This window comes from Ruegeria sp. AD9, assembly GCF_056542305.1.
In genome coordinates this window covers 1-17,509 of sequence record NZ_JBQFZP010000004.1, presented here as the reverse complement: position 1 = coordinate 17,509, position 17,509 = coordinate 1, and the positions used below count along the sequence as shown (strand labels likewise).

Below are 17,509 nucleotides of genomic sequence, written 5' to 3'. Positions count from 1 at the left end.
AGCCTCGCATTTTGGCGGCAACAGCTGCGGTCAGCTAACTTATCACAAATCGTTATGTGACACTTCACTGTTTTCAGAGTTTTCAATCCGTTCAGTTCTGCCGTAAACGAAACCGGTATCAACCGGAGAACATTCGTGACAGACACGCCTTTACCACCACAGAATGCGGACACGCCCAAAGGTCTGGCTTTAGCTGTCACGGCGTATGTCCTGTGGGGATTTCTGCCGCTTTATATGAAGGCGATGGATCACATTGGACCGGTTGAGGTGGTGGCGCATCGGGTTATCTGGTCTGTTCCGGTTGCAGGTTTGCTTCTGGTCGCGCTGGGGCGTACCCGGGACTTGAAAGCTGCACTGGGCAATCCCCGGATGCTGGCCATGGCGGCTTTGACGGCGGCGCTGATTTCCGTGAACTGGGCGATTTATGTTTGGGCGATCTCGACGGGGCACGCGCTGGAAGCGGCGCTTGGGTATTACATCAACCCGCTTTTCAGTATTGCGTTGGGCGCAATTCTGCTGCGTGAGCCCTTGACTCGGACCCAATTGTTTGCGGTGGGGCTTGCCGCGCTGGGCGTTCTTGTGCTTGTGCTTGAGGCAGGGCGGCTTCCCTGGGCGGCGCTGAGTTTGATGGTCAGCTGGGGTTTCTATGCGTTCTTCAAGAGATCCCTTCCAATTGGTCCCAACCAGGGCTTTCTGCTTGAGGTCCTGATCCTTTTGATCCCGGCCTTGGCTTATGTCACCTGGCTGGGCGTGCAAGGCACAGGCCATTTTGGGGTCGCGATGTCTGATACCCTACTGTTGTCCTGCGCCGGTATCGTCACGGCGGTTCCATTGCTGGTCTATGCGAACGGGGCCAAGCTGGTGCGCCTGTCGACCATGGGCATCCTGCAGTACATTGCGCCGACTATGATTTTCATTACAGCCATCACTCTGTTTGGTGAGAAAATCGACACCGGACGCATGATCGCATTCCCACTGATCTGGGTGGCTTTGGTCATTTACTCGATCCCGATGATCCGGCAGGCGCGGGCTCAGGCCTGAAGCAACAGGCGTGCTGCAGCGTCTGCCCACAGCGCATAGGCCCGGGGGCTTGGGTGATACCCGTCCGGTGCCGCCAGGGCCGGGTCGTCGGGCAGATCAAGCCTTAGTTGTTGCACGTGTGAATGGACGGAAACAACCTGTTGCAACGCATTATCCAGCCGCGCAGCCTGACGGCCAAGCACCCAGGCCAATGGGTGTGGCAGGGCCGGAAACCTGTTCATTTGCGGAACGCCGGTGATGATAATGCGACGCGCCCCCAGGTCTTTTGTCAGGATGTTGATAAGCTGCGCCTGACGATCCGCAAATGTGCGGCAAGAGACGGCGCGGGTGACATCGTTCACCCCCAAAGCAGTGACCACCGCATCGAATTCGCCCTTTATGCGCCTCAGGCGGTCAATCGTATCCAGCGTCGTGTGCCCTGTGGTGGCCTCAAGTTGCCATTCAACCGTGTGGTGTCTGGCCAACCGGTCCACAAGCTGCCCCGACAAGGCCTGCGCCTGAGTTCCCGCGCCCACTCCGGCCGCCGAGCTGTCGCCGGTGATCAGCAGACGCAGGCGGGGGCCACGCCCTGTTCGGCCCGCTCGCGGGCCAATCGGCTCCGGCAAAAGCCGGGCATTGCGGCGCACCAAAAGGGCTTGCGCGGCCAGAATGGGCAACAAGGGCACACGTAAAACCTGGTCGGGTGCTATCAGAGTGCGCATCATCAAGTCACGTCAGGGCGTTTTTGAATTCCAGAAAACGAGCGTCAGTCATCACGCGCGCCATCATCGCCTCGCGCAAAGCGCCGACTGTTTTGTAGGGGCGCATGGCCACTTCGAAGATTTGGATCAAACCATCCTCGTTCAGCGTAATGAGGTCAACGCCAATGCCGTCCAGATCTCCAATCTTGCATTGAAACTCCAGTGCCCAATCGTTGCCAGCGCCCATGATCCTGCGATACCGGAAGTCGGAAAAGACCTGCCCGACATGACCAAGAACGGCAGCGACAGGTGCGCGCCCGGTCCAGGTGCTGTAATAGGTTGGTGGCAGGAACTGCACATCTTCGGCCAGCAGATCGTGGATCTGCGCCTCATCGCCCTTGGCGACAACCTCTTGCAGTCGTTCAATTGTGGGGTGCATGTCCTGTCCTCCTGCGCAGAAGTTCACTGATCATGACCGGGCGCGCAAGGACGACGTTGCGGGAAGGTGCGCGCTGAGATAAGCAGGCCCGCATGACCGAAACCTATGCCCCCCCGCAAACCGCGCTGGACGTGCTGCACGAAGATGCGCAGCTGATTGTGGTGAACAAACCGTCAGGTCTGCTTTCCGTGCCGGGGCGGGGCGAGCATCTGGCTGATTGTCTTCTGACACGCGTGCAGGCGGCATTCCCTCAGGCGCTGCTTGTGCATCGACTGGACCGGGACACATCAGGTGTCATGGTTTTTGCCCAAACACCCCATGCGCAACGGCATCTGAGTATGCAGTTCGAGAAGCGGCAGACCCGGAAAACCTATATTGCCCGTGTCTGGGGGCGGATGGAGCCAAAGACCGGCACCGTTGACCTGCCGTTGATCGTGGACTGGCCCAATCGGCCCAGACAAATGGTGTGTCATGATACGGGCAAACCTGCGGTTACCGATTGGCGCGTCGTAAAACATGAGGGCGAGACCTCTCGCGTGCGTTTGTTTCCCAAAACCGGGCGGTCTCATCAGTTGCGCGTTCATATGCAGGCATTGGGTCACCCGATCCTTGGCGATCCGTTCTATACAACAGGTGCGGCAAGGGAATTTCCCAGATTGATGCTGCATTCCGAAGAACTGCGCCTGAAGCATCCCGAGGGCGGGCATTCGATGAAGTTTCGCGCCCAGCCCGATTTCTGATTTTAGACAATTCCGGCCCACAGCATCTTCAGGTTGCCCAGCGAAATGCGTCTTGTTCGTTTCGTCGAAACCGGCTGGCGGCAATGGCGCTCCTGCGCGAGCTCACGTTCAATCTCGAAAGCACGCAGTGTGTGGTCCTGTGACCATTGACCAAGCTTCAGTGTCATCATGACGTGGTTGTCGAGGTGCGGCATTTCTTGGCTCCTTGTGTGATATCCACCCATTGTCGCGCGTCACTGCTGACAGCATGTTGTCAGTGGGGTGTGCTAGGGTGTCAGCAGAGTGTCAGGAGAATGCGATGCGCCGTTCGACCCGTTTATTTGAAATCATCCAGATTCTGCGGGCCGCAGGTGCGCCGGTCACGGCAGAAGCGCTGGCTGCCCGGCTGGAGGTGTCCATGCGCACCGTCTATCGTGACATTGCCGAATTGCAGGCCCAGCGAACACCCATCGAAGGTGAGGCCGGTGTCGGCTACATGATGCGGCGTGGTTACGATTTGCCGCCGCTGAATTTCGACGCCGAAGAGGTTGAGGCTCTGTGGGTTGGCCTGTCTCTTCTGGCGCGCACCGGCGACAGCCACTTGCAGCGCGCTGCAAGTCGAATCTGTCGGAAGATCGATGCACTGCATAGCCCGACCGATTGGTTGCAGGTTTCACCCTGGGGGGCTCCGGCGGATGATCCCGAGAAGGGATGTGTTTCTGTTTCGCATTATCGCGAAGCTATTCGGGCAGAACGGAAAATCCGCATCACTTACGTAGATGGTGAAGGCGAACAAACCATCCGCGTGGTGCGCCCGCTGGCGCTGATCTATCATATCGAATGCACGTTGCTGGCAGGGTGGTGCGAAATGCGAAACGGCTTTCGCCATTTCAGAACCGATCGCATCTGGTCCAGTGAATACACTGACGAAGGATTTCTGGGACAGGGTAAATCTTTGCGTGATCTCTGGCAGGAACAACAGCACGCGGGCACCTTTGCGGAACCGGTATGAATGGCCTTTGGCGGGTATTCGCCTATTTCACCGCATTGTTGCTTGAGCCTGTGAGCAAGCGCAGTGATATACTGGGTGAAATGGATCAAGCCCGAAGAACGGGTACCGGAGCAGAAGGTGATATCATGACGATTTCAAAGTTTTTTCTGGCGACAGGCCTGTGTTCAATCATGGCGGTGACGGCCTGTACCGATCCGGGCACCCTGACCGTTCAGAACGACCCCAACAAAAATACGAAGCAGGGTGCGGTTCTGGGCGGCCTTATCGGTGCGGGTGTCGGCGCGATTGCCAATAATTCGAACCCGGGTCTTGGGGCGCTGGCCGGTGCCGCCATTGGTGCCACGGGTGGCGGTCTGATCGGCAACCAGTTGGACAAGCAGGCTGCGGAATTGCGTCAGCAACTGGCAAATGACGGGATTACCATCGTCAATGCGGGTGACCGGCTGATCGTGACCGTCCCGAATGACATTACGTTTGACACGGACAGCTCGACCGTGCGCCCGGCGCTGCGGGCGGATCTGGTGAAAGTGGGCCAGAACCTTGTCAACTATCCCAACTCGAACGTGCAGATCATTGGTCATACCGACAGCGACGGCGACGCGTCTTATAATCAGGGATTGTCCGAGCGTCGCGCAAACGCGGTCGCGGATATCCTGCAAGCCAATGGTGTCAGCTACAGCCGTATCAGAACCTACGGTCAGGGTGAAAACAACCCGGTCGCGTCCAACCTAACGCCGCAAGGAAAAGCGCAAAACCGGCGGGTTGAGATTGTTGTGGTCCCCAGCGGAAACGCGTGATCCTGAAACGCAGGACCGGTCTGGCACATCCCCTGTTGCGCAATGACTGTGCGTCAATGGGGGTTTGGTCGGGGTCAATCTCGGTCTAACTAATGGGAAACACTGAAACGGAGTTGTCCCTGATGTCTCAACCGACCCTGCTTGGCCTGTCCGGCTCCCTGCGCAAGGACGCGACGAACCGCAAGCTGCTGCGCGAAGCGGCCCGGTTGTTCGACCCTGTCAGCTATGCCGAAGCAGACCTGAACTTGCCGCTTTATGATGGCGATCTGGAGGATGCCGAAGGGATACCGGCATCTGTTCAGATGCTGGCCGACCAGATCGGGCAGGCGGATGCGGTGATCATCTCGACGCCCGAGTACAACAAAGGGCCTTCGGGAGTTCTGAAAAACGCACTGGACTGGGTCAGCCGGACGAAAGGCAATCCATGGGCGGGCAAGCCGGTTGCCGTGATGTCGGCGGCGGGTGGCCGCGCTGGTGGGGAAAGGGCGCAGATGATCCTGCGCGCCTGCATGGTGCCCTTTCAGCCCCGCATTTTGCAGGGTCCGGAAATCCACCTCGCTGACAGTTCTAATGAGTTCGACGAACAGGGAAGGTTGTTGTCCGGGCGATACGAAAACTCGCTGCACATGCTGATGCAGAAACTCAGGGCCGAGGCCGGTTTCTAAGCTTGGACTGCCCAAATGTTGGAACATCGTCAAAGCGATATCCTTGACCCGGCCCGCGCTGCGTCGTTTCAGGTTGCGTTGGGCTCTGAGCCAACAATTGCCAAAGGTTCAGCTCTGCCGCCATTCTTCCATCAGCTCTATTTTTGGGCGCCGCAACCGCCTGCTGCGCTGGGCCGGGATGGGCATCCCAGGGTGGGTGGCCTGATCCCGGATATGGGGTTGCCCCGCAGAATGTGGGCCGGTGGGCAATTGGAATTTCATGCGCCGCTGATCGCAGGAGTCACTGCCGACAGGACATCGGTTCTTGAAAACCAAAGCACAAAAACAGGGCGCTCCGGACCGTTGGGTTTTGTCACGTTGCGGCATGAGATACGGCAAGGTGGCCAACTTTGTCTGACAGAATGGCAGGACCTTGTTTATCGTGAAGACCCCACGCCGGACGCAATAACTCCGACACCGCCTCGTTCACGCACGGATGAAACGGATATCCGCGCGGTTGCGTTCGATACCACCCTGCTGTTTCGCTACTCAGCGCTGACCTTCAACGGCCATCGCATTCACTACGATCTGGACTATGCGCGCGATGTGGAAGGATATGCAGGGCTGGTTGTGCACGGGCCACTTTTGGCGCAGCTTCTGATGCTGTTTGCAGTTGATCTTGGCGGACCACTCAAATCGTTTTCTTTCCGTGCGACCTCACCGTTGATGCATTTCGAGACTGCCCAGCTGTGCCGGAACGGTCAGGACATGTGGGTGCGCGGCCCGGACGGGCGGGAATGCATGAAGGCTGTGGCCCTATCACAGTGAGGCTTCGGGGTGGAAGTCATCGGGGATCGAATCCCGATCCTCCAGCATCAGATCAGCCATGACCTCGGCCACTTTCGGAGCCATGCCAAATCCGATCTTGAAGCCGCCATTGGCGATGAACTGACCCCGGTGCAACGGATGCAGGCCCAACATCGGGGCGCGGCTTTTGCTGCGGGGACGCACCCCGGCCCAACGTTCGATCACCTCGGCCCCGTGTAAAAGCGGCAGTGCGCTCGTGGCCCGGTCTATGACATCGTCCAATGCACTGTCTGTGCTGGTTGGGTCGTCATAGTCCCGTTCAGACGTTGATCCGATTGCAAGCGTTCCGTCCGCATGTGGCACGATATGGACCGCATCCGCGAAAAGCTGTGGCACCTCTCCCGCATCAAAGCGCAACAGGGCGGCCTGACCTTTGACACCGTTTCCGACGGTCTTTCCGTAGGCGTCGTTCAGTTCCAGTAATCCGGCTAGGCCCGTGGCGTGGACAACCTGCCCTTTATCATCAGCGCTACTGACAACGTGGACACCCATGACCTCAAGGGCTGCAACCAGAGCGGCGCAGGCCCGCCGGGGATGCATGCGCGCCGTCAGTGTATCGCGGATGACAAAGCCGGTGGGGCTGGGCGGGCACCACGATCCGGCCTGCGATGTGCTGATCACCCGCCATTCTGCCTGCCCGTTCCAAAGCTGATCGGCTGAACCTTCGCGTTGCCGGGCCAGATCCAGACTGCGGGCGTCAGGAATGGGTTGAAGACGGCCCAGCCGCCCGTAGCCGGGAGAAACGCCGCCGGTACCCTCGACCTGATGCCAAAAGGGTTCGGCCATGATCAGGCTGTCGAATTGGAAAGCTTTCTTAGCATTCCAGTTTTCAGGCACGTGCGGGGCCAAGGCCCCCACCAGACCGCCGCTGGACCCGGAGCCCGGCCCAAAAGGATCGACGACCTGCACCTTCGCGCCCCGACGGGCGCAGGTCCAGGCGATGGACAGGCCGAAAATTCCTGCCCCGCGAACCGTCACATCGATCATTGCCAATTCCCTTTTCCTTGTTCAGTGTCGCGCCGCTTAGCTACAGGATTCCCCGATGGCAGACCAGCATGCCGAATTGACGTGGACCGAGGATCAGATACCGGTCTCGGACCGTTTCGACGATCCCTATTACTCGTTGCAGAACGGGCTGGAAGAGACGCGCCATGTGTTTCTAGCAGGTAATGATCTGCCAGAACGTTTTGCGCCGGGGTTTCATATTGCCGAGCTGGGCTTTGGCACCGGTCTGAACCTGCTGACGGTCTGGTCTGAATGGGAGAAATCCGGCCAAACAGGGCCGCTTCGGTTCACCAGTTTCGAAGCCTTTCCCATGGCCACGGATGATATGCGTCACGCGCTTGAGGCCTTCCCCGAGTTGCATCCGTGGAGCAGCCGGTTTCTGGCCCATTGGACAGGTCGCGCGTGCAGTCTTGAAACCCTTCAATGCGAAGTGATCATCGGCGATGCGCGCAACAGCCTGCCGCAATGGACTGGCCTGGCCAACGCCTGGTTCCTCGACGGGTTCTCTCCTGCCAAGAACCCAGAATTGTGGGGGGCAGATCTGATGCAGCAAGTGGCGGCGCATACAGCCACCGATGGTACCGCAGCCACATATACGGCCGCCGGGTTTGTTCGACGCGGGCTTCAGGATGCCGGTTTCACCGTCACCCGTACATCCGGTTATGGCCGAAAGAGGCACATGACGCGGGCGCTCAAGGCATGACGCAAAAAAACAATGCAGGTGCGGGTATCGCCCTGATGGTGGGCGCGACGATTGTCTTTGCCTTGCAGGACGGTATCTCACGCCATTTGGCCGGAACCTATAACACCTACATGGTGGTGATGATCCGCTATTGGTTCTTTGCGGCCTTTGTCATTGCACTGGCGGCGCGATCTTCCGGCGGGTTAAGGGCGGCCATGCAGACGAACCAGATGGGGCTTCAGATCCTGCGGGGCCTGCTGCTGGCCACCGAGATCTGCGTCGCCGTGTTCGGTTTCACAGTGCTCGGTCTGATCGACAGTATGGCCGTTTTCATAAGCTATCCCCTGCTTGTCGCCGCGCTGAGCGGGCCGGTTCTGGGTGAAAAGGTCGGATGGCGGCGCTGGGTTGCGATCGGTGTCGGTTGCATTGGTGTTCTGATCATTCTGCAGCCGGGCGTTGGTGTTTTTGATCCTTGGGCCGTCATACCGCTGATCTCGGCGTTTCTGTTTGCGATTTACGGCCTGCTGACGCGCTATGTCGCACGTCAGGACAGCACGGCCACCAGCTTTTTCTGGACCGGCGTTGTTGGTGCCATCGCCATGACCCTTTTTGGAATGTGGTTCTGGGAGCCAATGGCCCGCAGCGACTGGCTGTGGATGGCGTTGCTGTGCGTCAGCGGGGCAACGGGGCACTGGCTGCTGATCAAATGTTATGAGATGGCCGAAGCCAGTGCTGTCCAACCCTTCGCCTATTTCCACCTGGTCTGGAGCGCGATTCTGGGGATTTCGATCTTTGGTGAAACACTGCGCCCCGAAGTTGTCGCAGGCGCAGCGATTGTTGTAGCTGCAGGGCTTTTTACTTTATGGCGCGAACGCCGCCAGCGATGATCCGATCAGTTCCTGCGAAAACGGAACCGGCAGGGCGGGCTGCCCCAGTCGGGCGCGGTAGACCGGCAAGCTTTCGGTCACGCGCATCACATAATTGCGCGTCTCATCGAACGGAATGGTCTCGATCCAGTCTACGATATCCACCTCGCCGGTGCGTGGATCACCATAGCGTTCCATCCACGAGATTGGACGCTTAGGACCAGCATTGTAACCGGCCGCCATCATGACGACATTCCCGTTGAACTCGGTCGCAAGGCCCGAAAGATAGTTGGCGCCAAGCTTGGCGTTGTATTGCCAGTCCGACGTCAACCGACCGATCTGATGGCCGCTGAGTATCCCCAGCTCTCCGGCCACCAGCTTGGCCGTTGCGGGCATCACCTGCATCAGGCCGCGCGCACCCGCGCCGCTGACGACAACCGGATCAAATTCGCTTTCGCGCCGTGCGATGGCCAGCGTCATTTCCTTGGCCATTGGCAGACGCATGTCGGCCACCGGATGAACCGGGTAGTAGGCCGCAGGCAAAATGGTGCCCGTGGTCGCAGCCCGCTTGGCGATCATCACGGCCAGATGCGGCTGCTTAAGTTCAATTGCAAGGTCGCCCAACTGGTTGGCCTGCACAGGGTCAAGACCTTCGACAAGATGGGTCAGGAACCTCTCGGACAAGTTGTCTTCCCCGGCCTTCAGCAACAGCAGCCCGGCTTCCAGAACGCTGGAAGCGGCGAACTCAGCCTGACGCCAGTGCGGCGCGCGACGCGGATTGGCCAGTTCCTTGTCAAATGGCCGTCCGATCCGTTCCGCCGCCAGCAGACCATAAAAAGAGGTCTGATGATCCGCGCCCATCGCATAGGCCTCATAGGCTTTGTCTGCTTCCCCAAGCTCGGCGTAAGCCCGCCCCAGCCAATAGCCGCCGCGCCCTTTCGAGATCGGCGATTGCACGGCATCCGAAAAATTCTGGAAGTGTCGCACGGCTGTGGCGGGGTCATTCAGTTTGCGCAGGGCCAGAAACCCGGCCAGCCACTCCAGATCCGCATAGGAATATCCCATTTCGGGGGTCATATGGTGCTTGGCCGCTACGTCATAAGCACGCGCCGCCCGCCCCGATCGCATCTCGAGCCGGGCCAGACGGCGGCGACCCTCGGCCCATTTGTCAGGCTCGCCCAGGGCTTCCGGTCCGCTTGACCGTGCCAGCATCAGGTCGACGGCGCTGTCATCCAGTTCTTTCTTGTCCCGCCAGACAAAACGGTCGAATGCCAGCCCCGGCGTATCTGCCAGCGACTTCGGCACCGCCGCCACCTTGCCGTCAACGCCTGGCTGGCGTTTCTGCAATGCGATCCGCGCTTCGGCCAACTTGCGCTCGTCGGTGCTGACCAAGGGCAGCATCTGTTCTGCGCTGACCAAATGGCCATCCCACAGCATCCGGTCCAGCCGCGCGGCATGGTGCGGCTTCAGCAGTTTGGCAAAATTTTCCAGATAGTCTTTTTGCAACCCCGACCCCATCGGCATGGTACGCCAGGCTGTCACGATGTCGGCTTCCGCCTCGCCAATGCGCCCTTTGGCCTTAAAGGCCACCGCATAGTTCAGCGCGCCTTCAGCAGTCTGAGGGGGTAAGCCAGCGTAAAACTTCAGAACCCTGTCGGGATCGGCCCCGGTAAAGACCGGCTCACTCTTGCGGCGCAGCCAATCCAGTCCGGGCCAGTCCGGGCGGCGTTCGAGAAACACCAGCACATCGCCCGAGCTGCCAAACCCCTCACGTAACCAGTGCCAGACGATGACATCGCGCGAGACCGAGCCGCGCTGGCCCGATACGCGCAGTGCCGCGTTCCAGTCGCCCTTGCGCATTTCATAGAGCCCAGCGCGCAAATCACCGGCCGCGTCCGCGCGTACGGCTTGCGGTGTCGTCACTGCGTATAGAATCACACCAGTCAACAGTGCCAGAAAGCGTGTCATCCCTTGCATTTCCCAACCAACCGAGGATAGAGCCTGTGAGGATAAACCCTGCGCCGGCGGGATCAACTCACAAAGCTGGAAACGTGAGAGGCCGAGGCGCAAAAACCGCAATGTGCACCTTAAGGAGCGTGTCATGTTCAAAGGCTCGATGCCAGCCCTCGTCACTCCGTTCAACAACGGCGAGTTGGACCTGAAGACGCTTAAACATCTGGTCGAATGGCAGATCTCCGAAGGCTCGACCGGGCTGGTGCCCGTTGGAACCACCGGCGAAAGCCCGACGCTCAGCCACGACGAACACGAAACGGTCATCGAAGAAGTGGTCAAAACGGCTGCTGGCCGTGTGCCGGTTATTGCCGGTGCCGGGTCGAACAATACGGTCGAAGCCGTCCGGTTCGTTCAGTTCGCCGAAAAAGTTGGGGCCGATGCGGCGCTGGTTGTCACACCTTACTACAACAAGCCGACTCAACGCGGCTTGATCGCGCATTTCCAAGCCCTGCACGAGGCTGCGGATATTCCGATCATCATCTACAACATTCCCGGGCGATCGGTCATCGACATGACCCCCGCCACCATGGGCGAATTGGCCCGGTTGCCGCGTATTGTCGGGGTCAAGGATGCGACGGGCGATCTGGCGCGCGTCAGCCAGCAGCGTGCGATCTGTGGCAAGGACTTCTGCCAACTGTCCGGTGAAGACGCCACGGCACTGGGTTTCAATGCCCATGGCGGTGTCGGATGCATTTCAGTTACCGCAAACGTGGCCCCCAGACTCTGCGCCGAATTCCAGCAGGCCACATTGTCGGGCGATTATGCAAAGGCACTGGAATACCAGGACAAGCTGATGCCGCTGCACGAAGCGATCTTTATCGAACCCGGGTTGGTCGGCGCCAAATACGCGCTCAGCAAACTGGGTCTCTGCAGCACTGAAGTCCGCTCGCCTCTGACCGAGCTGGGAGACAGCACAAAGGCCGCGATTAAAGCAGCAATGGCACACGCGGGCCTCATCTGACCCGGTCTTCAGAAACCGGAAAAGGCGGCCTCGACTACCGAGCGCCGCCTTTTTCTTTTTCAGGATCCAGACTTCATCTGGCCAAAAATATCCCGGGGGAGTCGCGGTGTGCCGCGGCGGGGGCAGAGCCCCCTCAACGTTTGCCGTAATAAAGCCCTACGACATGTTCGGCCTGCGCAAAGAACAACCAGCGCGAGGTCGCGACACCCGCCAGATGCGATGCCACCGCCAGCAGGGCCAGGAAATGGTTGAATGGCAGGACCAGCAACAGAACCGGCAGGACAAAGGCCAATACAAACGAGGTCACCCGCAATTTCTGTGCATGTTTGCGCCCGACCACATGAACAAACTCACGCAGCAGATAGTTGGTACCGGTATGCGGTGGCTCGAACGCTCTGACTGTGCCCCGGTTACCCAAACCTGTCGCCGTGCCCAGATCCGTTCCGGATGCCTCCAGCGCTTTGTCGCCTTTCTTCCAATACAAGAATTGAACCAAAGCGGCGATCAGCAGAAGCGGAATAGCAACACGTGTCTGGCCCGCCAGCAACGCACCACCCGCCAGGCTGAAGCTCAGGAACATGGCGGGGGTCAGGTTCATATTCCAGCGCGGGATGGTCTTGAGTTGCGTGTAGATCATCGATGTCGTGAACACGGTCGCCAGTGACATCAAGGCTCCGACCCAACCCAGCAGGCTCCAATGCCGATCCAGAAACACTACGCCAATCGCATAAAGTCCCATGACGACCAGGGCGAGCACGGCACACCAGCCCTCACGGCTGAGCCAGCTGGTTTTCCATTGGGTAAAAGCCTTCAAGGCCCGTTCCGGGTGGCCGAGGTGGAAGGTCGAGGCCATCAGCCCTCCGACGGCCAGACCGTAAGCAATGGCGAAGAACACAAAGGCCACCCAACCCGAGACGGCCGGAAAGCCAAGACCAAGGAAGATGAGCAAACCGAAGCCCAGACCGGACAGGGTGGTGAAGAGGATGACGGAGGGTGCAGGATGCATCAGAGTTTCTCCAACGTCTTGTCGAGCCAGCCGAGGAAGCCCTTGGGCTCTTCAGCGACAGGTGCCAACAGCGGGGCCAGGATGTCGATCTGATCTTCCACCGTGTCTTTCGGGCGCGGCGGCAGATATTTATTGACGGGTTTGGTGCCCATTTCGGGCATCAGGTCCATTCCGCCGCGTTTCGCAACAAGCTTGCTGACGTCGCTGTCCGGATCGCCCAGATCGCCAAAGTGCCGTGCGCCCGCCGGACAGGTTCGGACACAGGACGGAATCCGGTCCACCTCGGGCAGGTTCTCGTTGTAGATCCGGTCGACGCAGAGGGTGCATTTCTTCATCACCCCCTCGGCCTTATCCAGTTCACGCGCGCCATAGGGGCAGGACCAGGCACACAGGCCGCACCCGATACAGTCGCTTTCATTAACCAGCACGATGCCATCTTCGACCCGCTTGTAGCTGGCCCCGGTCGGGCAGACGGTGACGCAGGGCGCGTCTTCGCAGTGCAGGCAGGATTTCGGGAAATGGATCAGTTGCGCGTGTCCTTCCGCCGGTTGCACCTCGTAGGAATGCACGCGGTTCAGGAAGGTGCCTGACGGGTTGGCGCCATAGGCATCCTGATCGGACAGCGGCGCGCCATAATTTTCCGTGTTCCAGCCCTTGCAGGAAATCACGCAGGCATGGCACCCAACGCAGGTGTCCAGGTCGATCACCAGACCCATCTTGCGCTCGGTGGAGTTCGGTAGCTGGGTCATGTCAGGATACCTGTGCTGTTGAGGACGGGTGAGGGGGCCAGCCCCCTCTTGAGCCTGCGGCTCAATTCACCCCCGGGATATTTGTGGCCAGATGAAGTGCGGGTCCGGGTCATTCGCCCACCTTCCACGCCAAATTCGCAGGTCCAGTTCCTACCGGTGATTTGATCGGGTCAAAATGAGGCTGGCTCTGAGCATCGGCGGGCGCGTCGGCCTTTTCGATTTTGACTTTCAGGTCAAACCATGCAGCCTGACCAGTAATGGGGTCGGAGTTGGCCCAGCGAAGCCCGTCGCCTTTTGGCGGCAATAATTCGTGGATCAGGTGGTTGAGCAAAAAGCCCTTAGTGGCCTCGGGCGCGTCATGCTGCAGAGCCCAGGCGCCTTTGCGTTTGCCGATGGCGTTCCATGTCCAGACGGTGTTTTCGTTCAGGGCGGCCATTTCCATCACAGGGACGGTAATCTCACCATGAGGGGATGTGATTTTGGCCCAATCTCCGTCGCTCAGGCCGTGCTTGTGCATCAGCTTGGTCGGAACATAGAGCGGGTTTCGCCCGTGCAACTGCCGCAGCCAGGCGTTTTGCGTGCCCCAGCTGTGATACATCGCCATCGGGCGCTGGGTCAGCGCGTTGACAGTGAAGCCGTCGTTGCCGTGCTGGTCGGTTTCGTACCAGATCGGAAGCGGGTCCATCGTGTCTTTGATCCGCTGGCGCAGATGATCCGGCGGCTGTCGGTCGCCGTGGCCTTCGGCTGCCAGCTGAAACTTGCGCATCGGCTCGGAGTAGAGTTGGAATAGGTATGGCTGCGGGCTGTCATAGAGCCCCATGCCCACGGCCCAGTCCTGATAGGCCGCATTCCATGGTTTGTAGTAATCCGCGCCTTGCGGGATATGCGCCACGTAGAAGCCGCCGTTCTCGATATAGCGGTTCAACTGATCCGGGTTGACTTCTCCGCGCCCTTCCTTGTCGGCATTTTCGCCACGGAATCCAGCCAGTGGGCCAATACCCGGCTTGCGTTCGTGATTGACGATATAGTCGGCGTAATCGACCCATTTTGCGCTGCCGTCTTCATGGGTGAAGCCCGGAAGTTTCATACGGTTTGCGAGATCGATCAATACTGACTGAAACCCGCGCACGTCACGGTCCGGTTCGATCACAGGCCAGCGGATTGCGTCAGCGGCCGCATCCGCCTCGCAAATCGGGCGATCCAGCAGCGAGATACAGTCGTGGCGTTCGAGGTAGGTTGTATCCGGAAGGATGAGGTCCGCGTAGGCCACCATCTCGGAAGAATAGGCGTCCGAATAGATGATGCGCGGGATCACGTAATCGCCGTTTTCAACCTTGTCCGTCAGCATCTCGATGACACCCTTGGTGTTCATGGTCGAGTTCCACGACATGTTTGCCATGTACATGAACAGCGTATCGATCTTGTACGGGTCGCCAGCATGTGCGTTCGAGATCACCATATGCATCAGCCCGTGGCTGGACATCGGGTTTTCCCAGGTGAAAGCCTTGTCGATCCGTGCGGGGCTGCCATCTTTCTTCAGCGCAAGGTGTTCCGGGCCGCGGACGAAACCCAGATGCGGGCCATCCAGGGGCGAGTTGGGCGTCACCTTGCAATGCGGTGTCGGGTGCGCCTCGATCGGTTTGGGGTAGGGGGGCTTGAAGCGGAAGCCGCCGGGAACCTCGACCGTGCCAAGGATGATCTGCAGCACATGCAGCGCGCGGCAGGTCTGGAAACCATTGGCATGAGCCGAAACGCCGCGCATCGAGTGCATCGCAACAGGGCGGCCAATCATCTTGGTGTGTTTCTCGCCCCGGAAATCGGTCCATTCGTGATCCAGCTCGAACGCCTCGTCAAAGGCGACGCGCGCCAGTTCCGCAGCAATCGCGCGAATGCGCTTGGCGGGAATACCGCATTTTTCGGCAACAGCTTCGGGCGCGTGTTCCTCAGACAGGTATTTTTCCGCCATCAAGTGAAACACAGGGCGATGAACGACACCGTCGTTTTCGTAGATCGCTGACAAATCCGGGCGAACGCCAGGCGTGTCGAAGGCCGTCAGCTTGCCTGTATTCCGGTCGATGACCAGGGGCTTTCCGTCATCGTCGCGCAGGAACAGGCCGTTTCCGGCGCCTTCGGACGCGTCCACCAAAACCGGGGCATTGGTGTAGCGGCTCAGATAGTCGAGATCGATCTTTCCGGCTTTCATCAGTACATGGATCAATGACAGGATGAACAGCCCGTCAGTTCCCGGTGTGATGCCGACCCAATCATCGGCGACGGCATTGTATCCGCTGCGGATGGGGTTGACGCCGATTACACGTGCGCCGCGCGCTTTGATCTTGCCAATACCCATTTTGATCGGGTTGGAGTCGTGGTCTTCGGCCACGCCAAACAACATGAACAGCTTGGTATGGTCCCAATCAGGCTGGCCGAATTCCCAGAACGCGCCGCCCATCGTATAGATGCCGCCCGCGGCCATGTTGACCGAACAGAAGCCGCCATGCGCCGCATAGTTGCAGGTTCCGAAATTTTGCGCCCAGAAGCTGGTAAAACTCTGACTTTGGTCCCGGCCGGTGAAAAAGGCCAGCTTCTCCGGGTTGTCTTTACGGATTGGCTCCAGCCAGCTGACAGCCAGTTCCAGCGCTTCGTCCCAGCTGATCTCCTCAAATTCACCCGAGCCACGCGGGCCGACCCGTTTCAGTGGCTTGCGCAGGCGCGAAGGGGCGTTGACCTGCATGATCCCGGCGGACCCCTTGGCACACAAGACGCCCTTGTTCACCGGGTGGTCGCGATTGCCTTCGATATAAGCAACCTTGCCGTCTTTCATGTGAACGTTGATGCCGCATCGGCAGGCGCACATGTAGCAGGTGGTCCTGCGGATTTCGTCCGAGACTTTCGGTGACGTATCAAGGATCGGCTGCTGATGGGTCATTTGCGGGTCCAGTTGGTTATGTCAGGAGGATTTTGTCAGTTTCCTCGGTATTTTAGAACATCGTTCCGGGAGCGGTGCGAAAATTAAGTGTTACAGTCTATTTGCCTGTAATGCGGTCACGGCGATCATCTGGGTCACATCCTCGGCGCTGCATCCGCGGGACAGGTCGTTGGCGGGTTTGGCCAGCCCCTGTAAGACCGGTCCGATGGCGGTGTAGCCCCCCAGTCTTTGGGTGATTTTGTAGCCGATATTGCCAGCATCAAGATTGGGAAAGATCATCACGTTGGCCTGCCCGGCGACAGACGAACCCGGTGATTTACGCTCACCAACCGAAGGTACAAAGGCGGCGTCGAATTGCAGTTCACCGTCGACGTTCAGGTCTGGCGCGGCCTGGCGCAGCATTTCTGTAGCCTCGATCACCTTTTCCACGTCCGGATGCTTGGCGCTGCCCTTCGTGGAAAAGCTGAGCATCGCGATCTTTGGATCGACCTGCAGCAGCGTCCGGGCCGATGTGGCGGATGCCATGGCAATCTTGCTCAGCTCGCCCGCGGTCGGATTGATGACCAGCCCGCAATCGGAATAGAGCATCGCCCGCGCCCCGGGCTGAGCGTTTTCCGGCGGGTACATCAGGAAAAAGGACGACACCATTCCTGCATCGGGGGCCATGCCAATCACTTGGATGGCTGCACGGACGATTTCGCCGGTCGTGTGAACGGCCCCTCCTACGGTGCCGGTGGCGCGTCCGCTGCGCACCAGCATGGCGGCATAGACGGGGGGTGTTTCAACGGCAGCACGGGCTTTGACCCGGTCGACGCCTTTATGCTGGCGCAGTTCGAAAAAGGTCTGGGCAAATTCTTCGGTCAGGTCCGAAGTCACAGGGTCATGGATCTCAACGCCGTGAGAGGCAGCAGCCCCCTGTTCTTTCAGGGACGCTTCGACTTCGGCGTGCGGGCCAACCAGAATGATATCGGCCAGATTGGCCTGATGCGCGTTGAGGGCCCCTTTGGAGATGCGGGGGTCGTTGCCTTCGCTGAGGGCGATTATGGGACGGGTGGCCGGAGCGTTTTGCCGCAACAGCTCGACGGGTGTCAGGGTCATG

At 59.3% G+C, this 17,509-nt stretch carries 18 protein-coding genes; 9 read left to right on the top strand and 9 right to left on the bottom strand.

Translation table 11 applies throughout. The features are described 5' to 3' along the window. The first annotated feature begins 135 nt into the window (after window positions 1-135). A complete protein-coding gene (gene rarD / locus ACR0AM_RS07285; protein WP_480606239.1) occupies window positions 136-1,041 on the top strand; it encodes an EamA family transporter RarD in 906 nt (301 codons plus the stop codon). Here rarD and ACR0AM_RS07280 read toward each other — a convergent pair. Both ACR0AM_RS07280 and ACR0AM_RS07275 read right to left on the bottom strand, forming a co-directional pair. Next, window positions 1,032-1,745 carry an SGNH/GDSL hydrolase family protein gene (locus tag ACR0AM_RS07280; RefSeq protein WP_480622523.1) on the bottom strand — a complete coding sequence of 238 codons (714 nt, stop codon included), beginning with the start codon at window positions 1,743-1,745 and terminating at the stop codon, window positions 1,032-1,034. The genes rarD and ACR0AM_RS07280 overlap by 10 nt on opposite strands. Before the next feature lie 4 nt (window positions 1,746-1,749). After that, a complete protein-coding gene (locus ACR0AM_RS07275; protein WP_480622522.1) occupies window positions 1,750-2,160 on the bottom strand; it encodes a nuclear transport factor 2 family protein in 411 nt (136 codons plus the stop codon). A gap of 92 nt (window positions 2,161-2,252) precedes the next feature. Between ACR0AM_RS07275 and ACR0AM_RS07270 the strand changes: the two genes are divergently transcribed. After that, the gene (locus ACR0AM_RS07270; RefSeq protein ID WP_480606234.1) at window positions 2,253-2,900 is read left to right on the top strand and encodes an RluA family pseudouridine synthase; all 648 of its coding nucleotides are present in this window, start codon (window positions 2,253-2,255) and stop codon (window positions 2,898-2,900) included. 2 nt (window positions 2,901-2,902) lie between these two features. Here ACR0AM_RS07270 and ACR0AM_RS07265 read toward each other — a convergent pair whose 3' ends face one another. Continuing rightward, on the bottom strand, window positions 2,903-3,094 hold the full coding sequence (locus tag ACR0AM_RS07265) for a hypothetical protein (RefSeq protein ID WP_480484088.1): 192 nt from the start codon (window positions 3,092-3,094) through the stop codon (window positions 2,903-2,905). 104 nt (window positions 3,095-3,198) lie between these two features. Here ACR0AM_RS07265 and ACR0AM_RS07260 point away from each other — a divergent pair, with 104 nt between their 5' ends. The 4 genes from ACR0AM_RS07260 to ACR0AM_RS07245 all read left to right on the top strand — a co-directional run bounded on the left by ACR0AM_RS07260 (window position 3,199) and on the right by ACR0AM_RS07245 (window position 6,160). Then, window positions 3,199-3,891, top strand: coding sequence for a helix-turn-helix transcriptional regulator (locus tag ACR0AM_RS07260; RefSeq protein WP_480555054.1), 693 nt, complete (start codon window positions 3,199-3,201; stop codon window positions 3,889-3,891). 125 nt (window positions 3,892-4,016) lie between these two features. Continuing rightward, a complete protein-coding gene (locus tag ACR0AM_RS07255) occupies window positions 4,017-4,688 on the top strand; it encodes a YiaD family glycine zipper/OmpA-like lipoprotein (RefSeq protein ID WP_209505259.1) in 672 nt (223 codons plus the stop codon). 122 nt (window positions 4,689-4,810) lie between these two features. After that, window positions 4,811-5,353, top strand: coding sequence for an NADPH-dependent FMN reductase (locus ACR0AM_RS07250; protein WP_480622521.1), 543 nt, complete (start codon window positions 4,811-4,813; stop codon window positions 5,351-5,353). 15 nt (window positions 5,354-5,368) lie between these two features. After that, window positions 5,369-6,160 carry an HTD2 family dehydratase gene (locus ACR0AM_RS07245; RefSeq protein ID WP_480622520.1) on the top strand — a complete coding sequence of 264 codons (792 nt, stop codon included), beginning with the start codon at window positions 5,369-5,371 and terminating at the stop codon, window positions 6,158-6,160. Here ACR0AM_RS07245 and ACR0AM_RS07240 read toward each other — a convergent pair. Next, on the bottom strand, window positions 6,152-7,186 hold the full coding sequence (locus ACR0AM_RS07240) for an NAD(P)/FAD-dependent oxidoreductase (RefSeq protein ID WP_480622519.1): 1,035 nt from the start codon (window positions 7,184-7,186) through the stop codon (window positions 6,152-6,154). The two genes, ACR0AM_RS07245 and ACR0AM_RS07240, sit on opposite strands and share 9 nt — an antisense overlap. 55 nt (window positions 7,187-7,241) lie before the next feature. Between ACR0AM_RS07240 and mnmC2 the strand changes: the two genes are divergently transcribed. After that, a complete protein-coding gene (gene mnmC2 / locus ACR0AM_RS07235; RefSeq protein WP_480474112.1) occupies window positions 7,242-7,907 on the top strand; it encodes a tRNA (5-methylaminomethyl-2-thiouridine)(34)-methyltransferase MnmC2 in 666 nt (221 codons plus the stop codon). Continuing rightward, window positions 7,904-8,773: a DMT family transporter gene (locus ACR0AM_RS07230; RefSeq protein ID WP_480622518.1), complete on the top strand. Its 870-nt coding sequence runs from the start codon at window positions 7,904-7,906 to the stop codon at window positions 8,771-8,773. The genes mnmC2 and ACR0AM_RS07230 overlap by 4 nt, the downstream gene beginning before the upstream one ends. Here ACR0AM_RS07230 and ACR0AM_RS07225 read toward each other — a convergent pair. Then, window positions 8,747-10,720: a lytic transglycosylase domain-containing protein gene (locus ACR0AM_RS07225; protein ID WP_480622517.1), complete on the bottom strand. Its 1,974-nt coding sequence runs from the start codon at window positions 10,718-10,720 to the stop codon at window positions 8,747-8,749. The two genes, ACR0AM_RS07230 and ACR0AM_RS07225, sit on opposite strands and share 27 nt — an antisense overlap. Window positions 10,721-10,853: 133 nt before the next feature. Here ACR0AM_RS07225 and dapA point away from each other — a divergent pair, with 133 nt between their 5' ends. Beyond that, window positions 10,854-11,726 carry a 4-hydroxy-tetrahydrodipicolinate synthase gene (gene dapA, locus ACR0AM_RS07220; RefSeq protein WP_480622516.1) on the top strand — a complete coding sequence of 291 codons (873 nt, stop codon included), beginning with the start codon at window positions 10,854-10,856 and terminating at the stop codon, window positions 11,724-11,726. Window positions 11,727-11,859: 133 nt separating this feature from the next. On the opposite strand, the gene ACR0AM_RS07215 is transcribed toward dapA, so the two are convergent. The 4 genes from ACR0AM_RS07215 to pta all read right to left on the bottom strand — a co-directional run bounded on the left by ACR0AM_RS07215 (window position 11,860) and on the right by pta (window position 17,508). Continuing rightward, a complete protein-coding gene (locus ACR0AM_RS07215) occupies window positions 11,860-12,732 on the bottom strand; it encodes a dimethyl sulfoxide reductase anchor subunit family protein (RefSeq protein WP_480622515.1) in 873 nt (290 codons plus the stop codon). Next, window positions 12,732-13,481: a 4Fe-4S dicluster domain-containing protein gene (locus tag ACR0AM_RS07210; RefSeq protein ID WP_480622514.1), complete on the bottom strand. Its 750-nt coding sequence runs from the start codon at window positions 13,479-13,481 to the stop codon at window positions 12,732-12,734. The genes ACR0AM_RS07215 and ACR0AM_RS07210 overlap by 1 nt, the downstream gene beginning before the upstream one ends. Before the next feature lie 109 nt (window positions 13,482-13,590). Beyond that, window positions 13,591-16,410 carry a molybdopterin oxidoreductase family protein gene (locus ACR0AM_RS07205; protein ID WP_480622513.1) on the bottom strand — a complete coding sequence of 940 codons (2,820 nt, stop codon included), beginning with the start codon at window positions 16,408-16,410 and terminating at the stop codon, window positions 13,591-13,593. A gap of 90 nt (window positions 16,411-16,500) precedes the next feature. Beyond that, window positions 16,501-17,508, bottom strand: a complete 1,008-nt coding sequence (pta, locus tag ACR0AM_RS07200; protein WP_480622512.1) for a phosphate acetyltransferase — start codon at window positions 17,506-17,508, stop codon at window positions 16,501-16,503. Window position 17,509: the final 1 nt, after the last annotated feature.

Bases quoted from the DNA above. Each gene is read 5' to 3' on its own strand.
- ACR0AM_RS07265 (WP_480484088.1), bottom strand. From the start codon at position 3,094: ATGCCGCACCTCGACAACCACGTCATGATGACACTGAAGCTTGGTCAA.
- ACR0AM_RS07250 (WP_480622521.1), top strand. From the start codon at position 4,811: ATGTCTCAACCGACCCTGCTTGGCCTGTCCGGCTCCCTGCGCAAGGAC.
- ACR0AM_RS07225 (WP_480622517.1), bottom strand. From the start codon at position 10,720: ATGACACGCTTTCTGGCACTGTTGACTGGTGTGATTCTATACGCAGTG.
- ACR0AM_RS07275 (WP_480622522.1), bottom strand. From the start codon at position 2,160: ATGCACCCCACAATTGAACGACTGCAAGAGGTTGTCGCCAAGGGCGAT.
- ACR0AM_RS07260 (WP_480555054.1), top strand. From the start codon at position 3,199: ATGCGCCGTTCGACCCGTTTATTTGAAATCATCCAGATTCTGCGGGCC.
- ACR0AM_RS07240 (WP_480622519.1), bottom strand. From the start codon at position 7,186: ATGATCGATGTGACGGTTCGCGGGGCAGGAATTTTCGGCCTGTCCATC.
- pta (WP_480622512.1), bottom strand. From the start codon at position 17,508: ATGACCCTGACACCCGTCGAGCTGTTGCGGCAAAACGCTCCGGCCACC.
- ACR0AM_RS07270 (WP_480606234.1), top strand. From the start codon at position 2,253: ATGACCGAAACCTATGCCCCCCCGCAAACCGCGCTGGACGTGCTGCAC.
- ACR0AM_RS07245 (WP_480622520.1), top strand. From the start codon at position 5,369: ATGTTGGAACATCGTCAAAGCGATATCCTTGACCCGGCCCGCGCTGCG.
- ACR0AM_RS07280 (WP_480622523.1), bottom strand. From the start codon at position 1,745: ATGATGCGCACTCTGATAGCACCCGACCAGGTTTTACGTGTGCCCTTG.
- dapA (WP_480622516.1), top strand. From the start codon at position 10,854: ATGTTCAAAGGCTCGATGCCAGCCCTCGTCACTCCGTTCAACAACGGC.
- ACR0AM_RS07210 (WP_480622514.1), bottom strand. From the start codon at position 13,481: ATGACCCAGCTACCGAACTCCACCGAGCGCAAGATGGGTCTGGTGATC.
- ACR0AM_RS07230 (WP_480622518.1), top strand. From the start codon at position 7,904: ATGACGCAAAAAAACAATGCAGGTGCGGGTATCGCCCTGATGGTGGGC.
- ACR0AM_RS07255 (WP_209505259.1), top strand. From the start codon at position 4,017: ATGACGATTTCAAAGTTTTTTCTGGCGACAGGCCTGTGTTCAATCATG.
- ACR0AM_RS07205 (WP_480622513.1), bottom strand. From the start codon at position 16,410: ATGACCCATCAGCAGCCGATCCTTGATACGTCACCGAAAGTCTCGGAC.
- mnmC2 (WP_480474112.1), top strand. From the start codon at position 7,242: ATGGCAGACCAGCATGCCGAATTGACGTGGACCGAGGATCAGATACCG.
- ACR0AM_RS07215 (WP_480622515.1), bottom strand. From the start codon at position 12,732: ATGCATCCTGCACCCTCCGTCATCCTCTTCACCACCCTGTCCGGTCTG.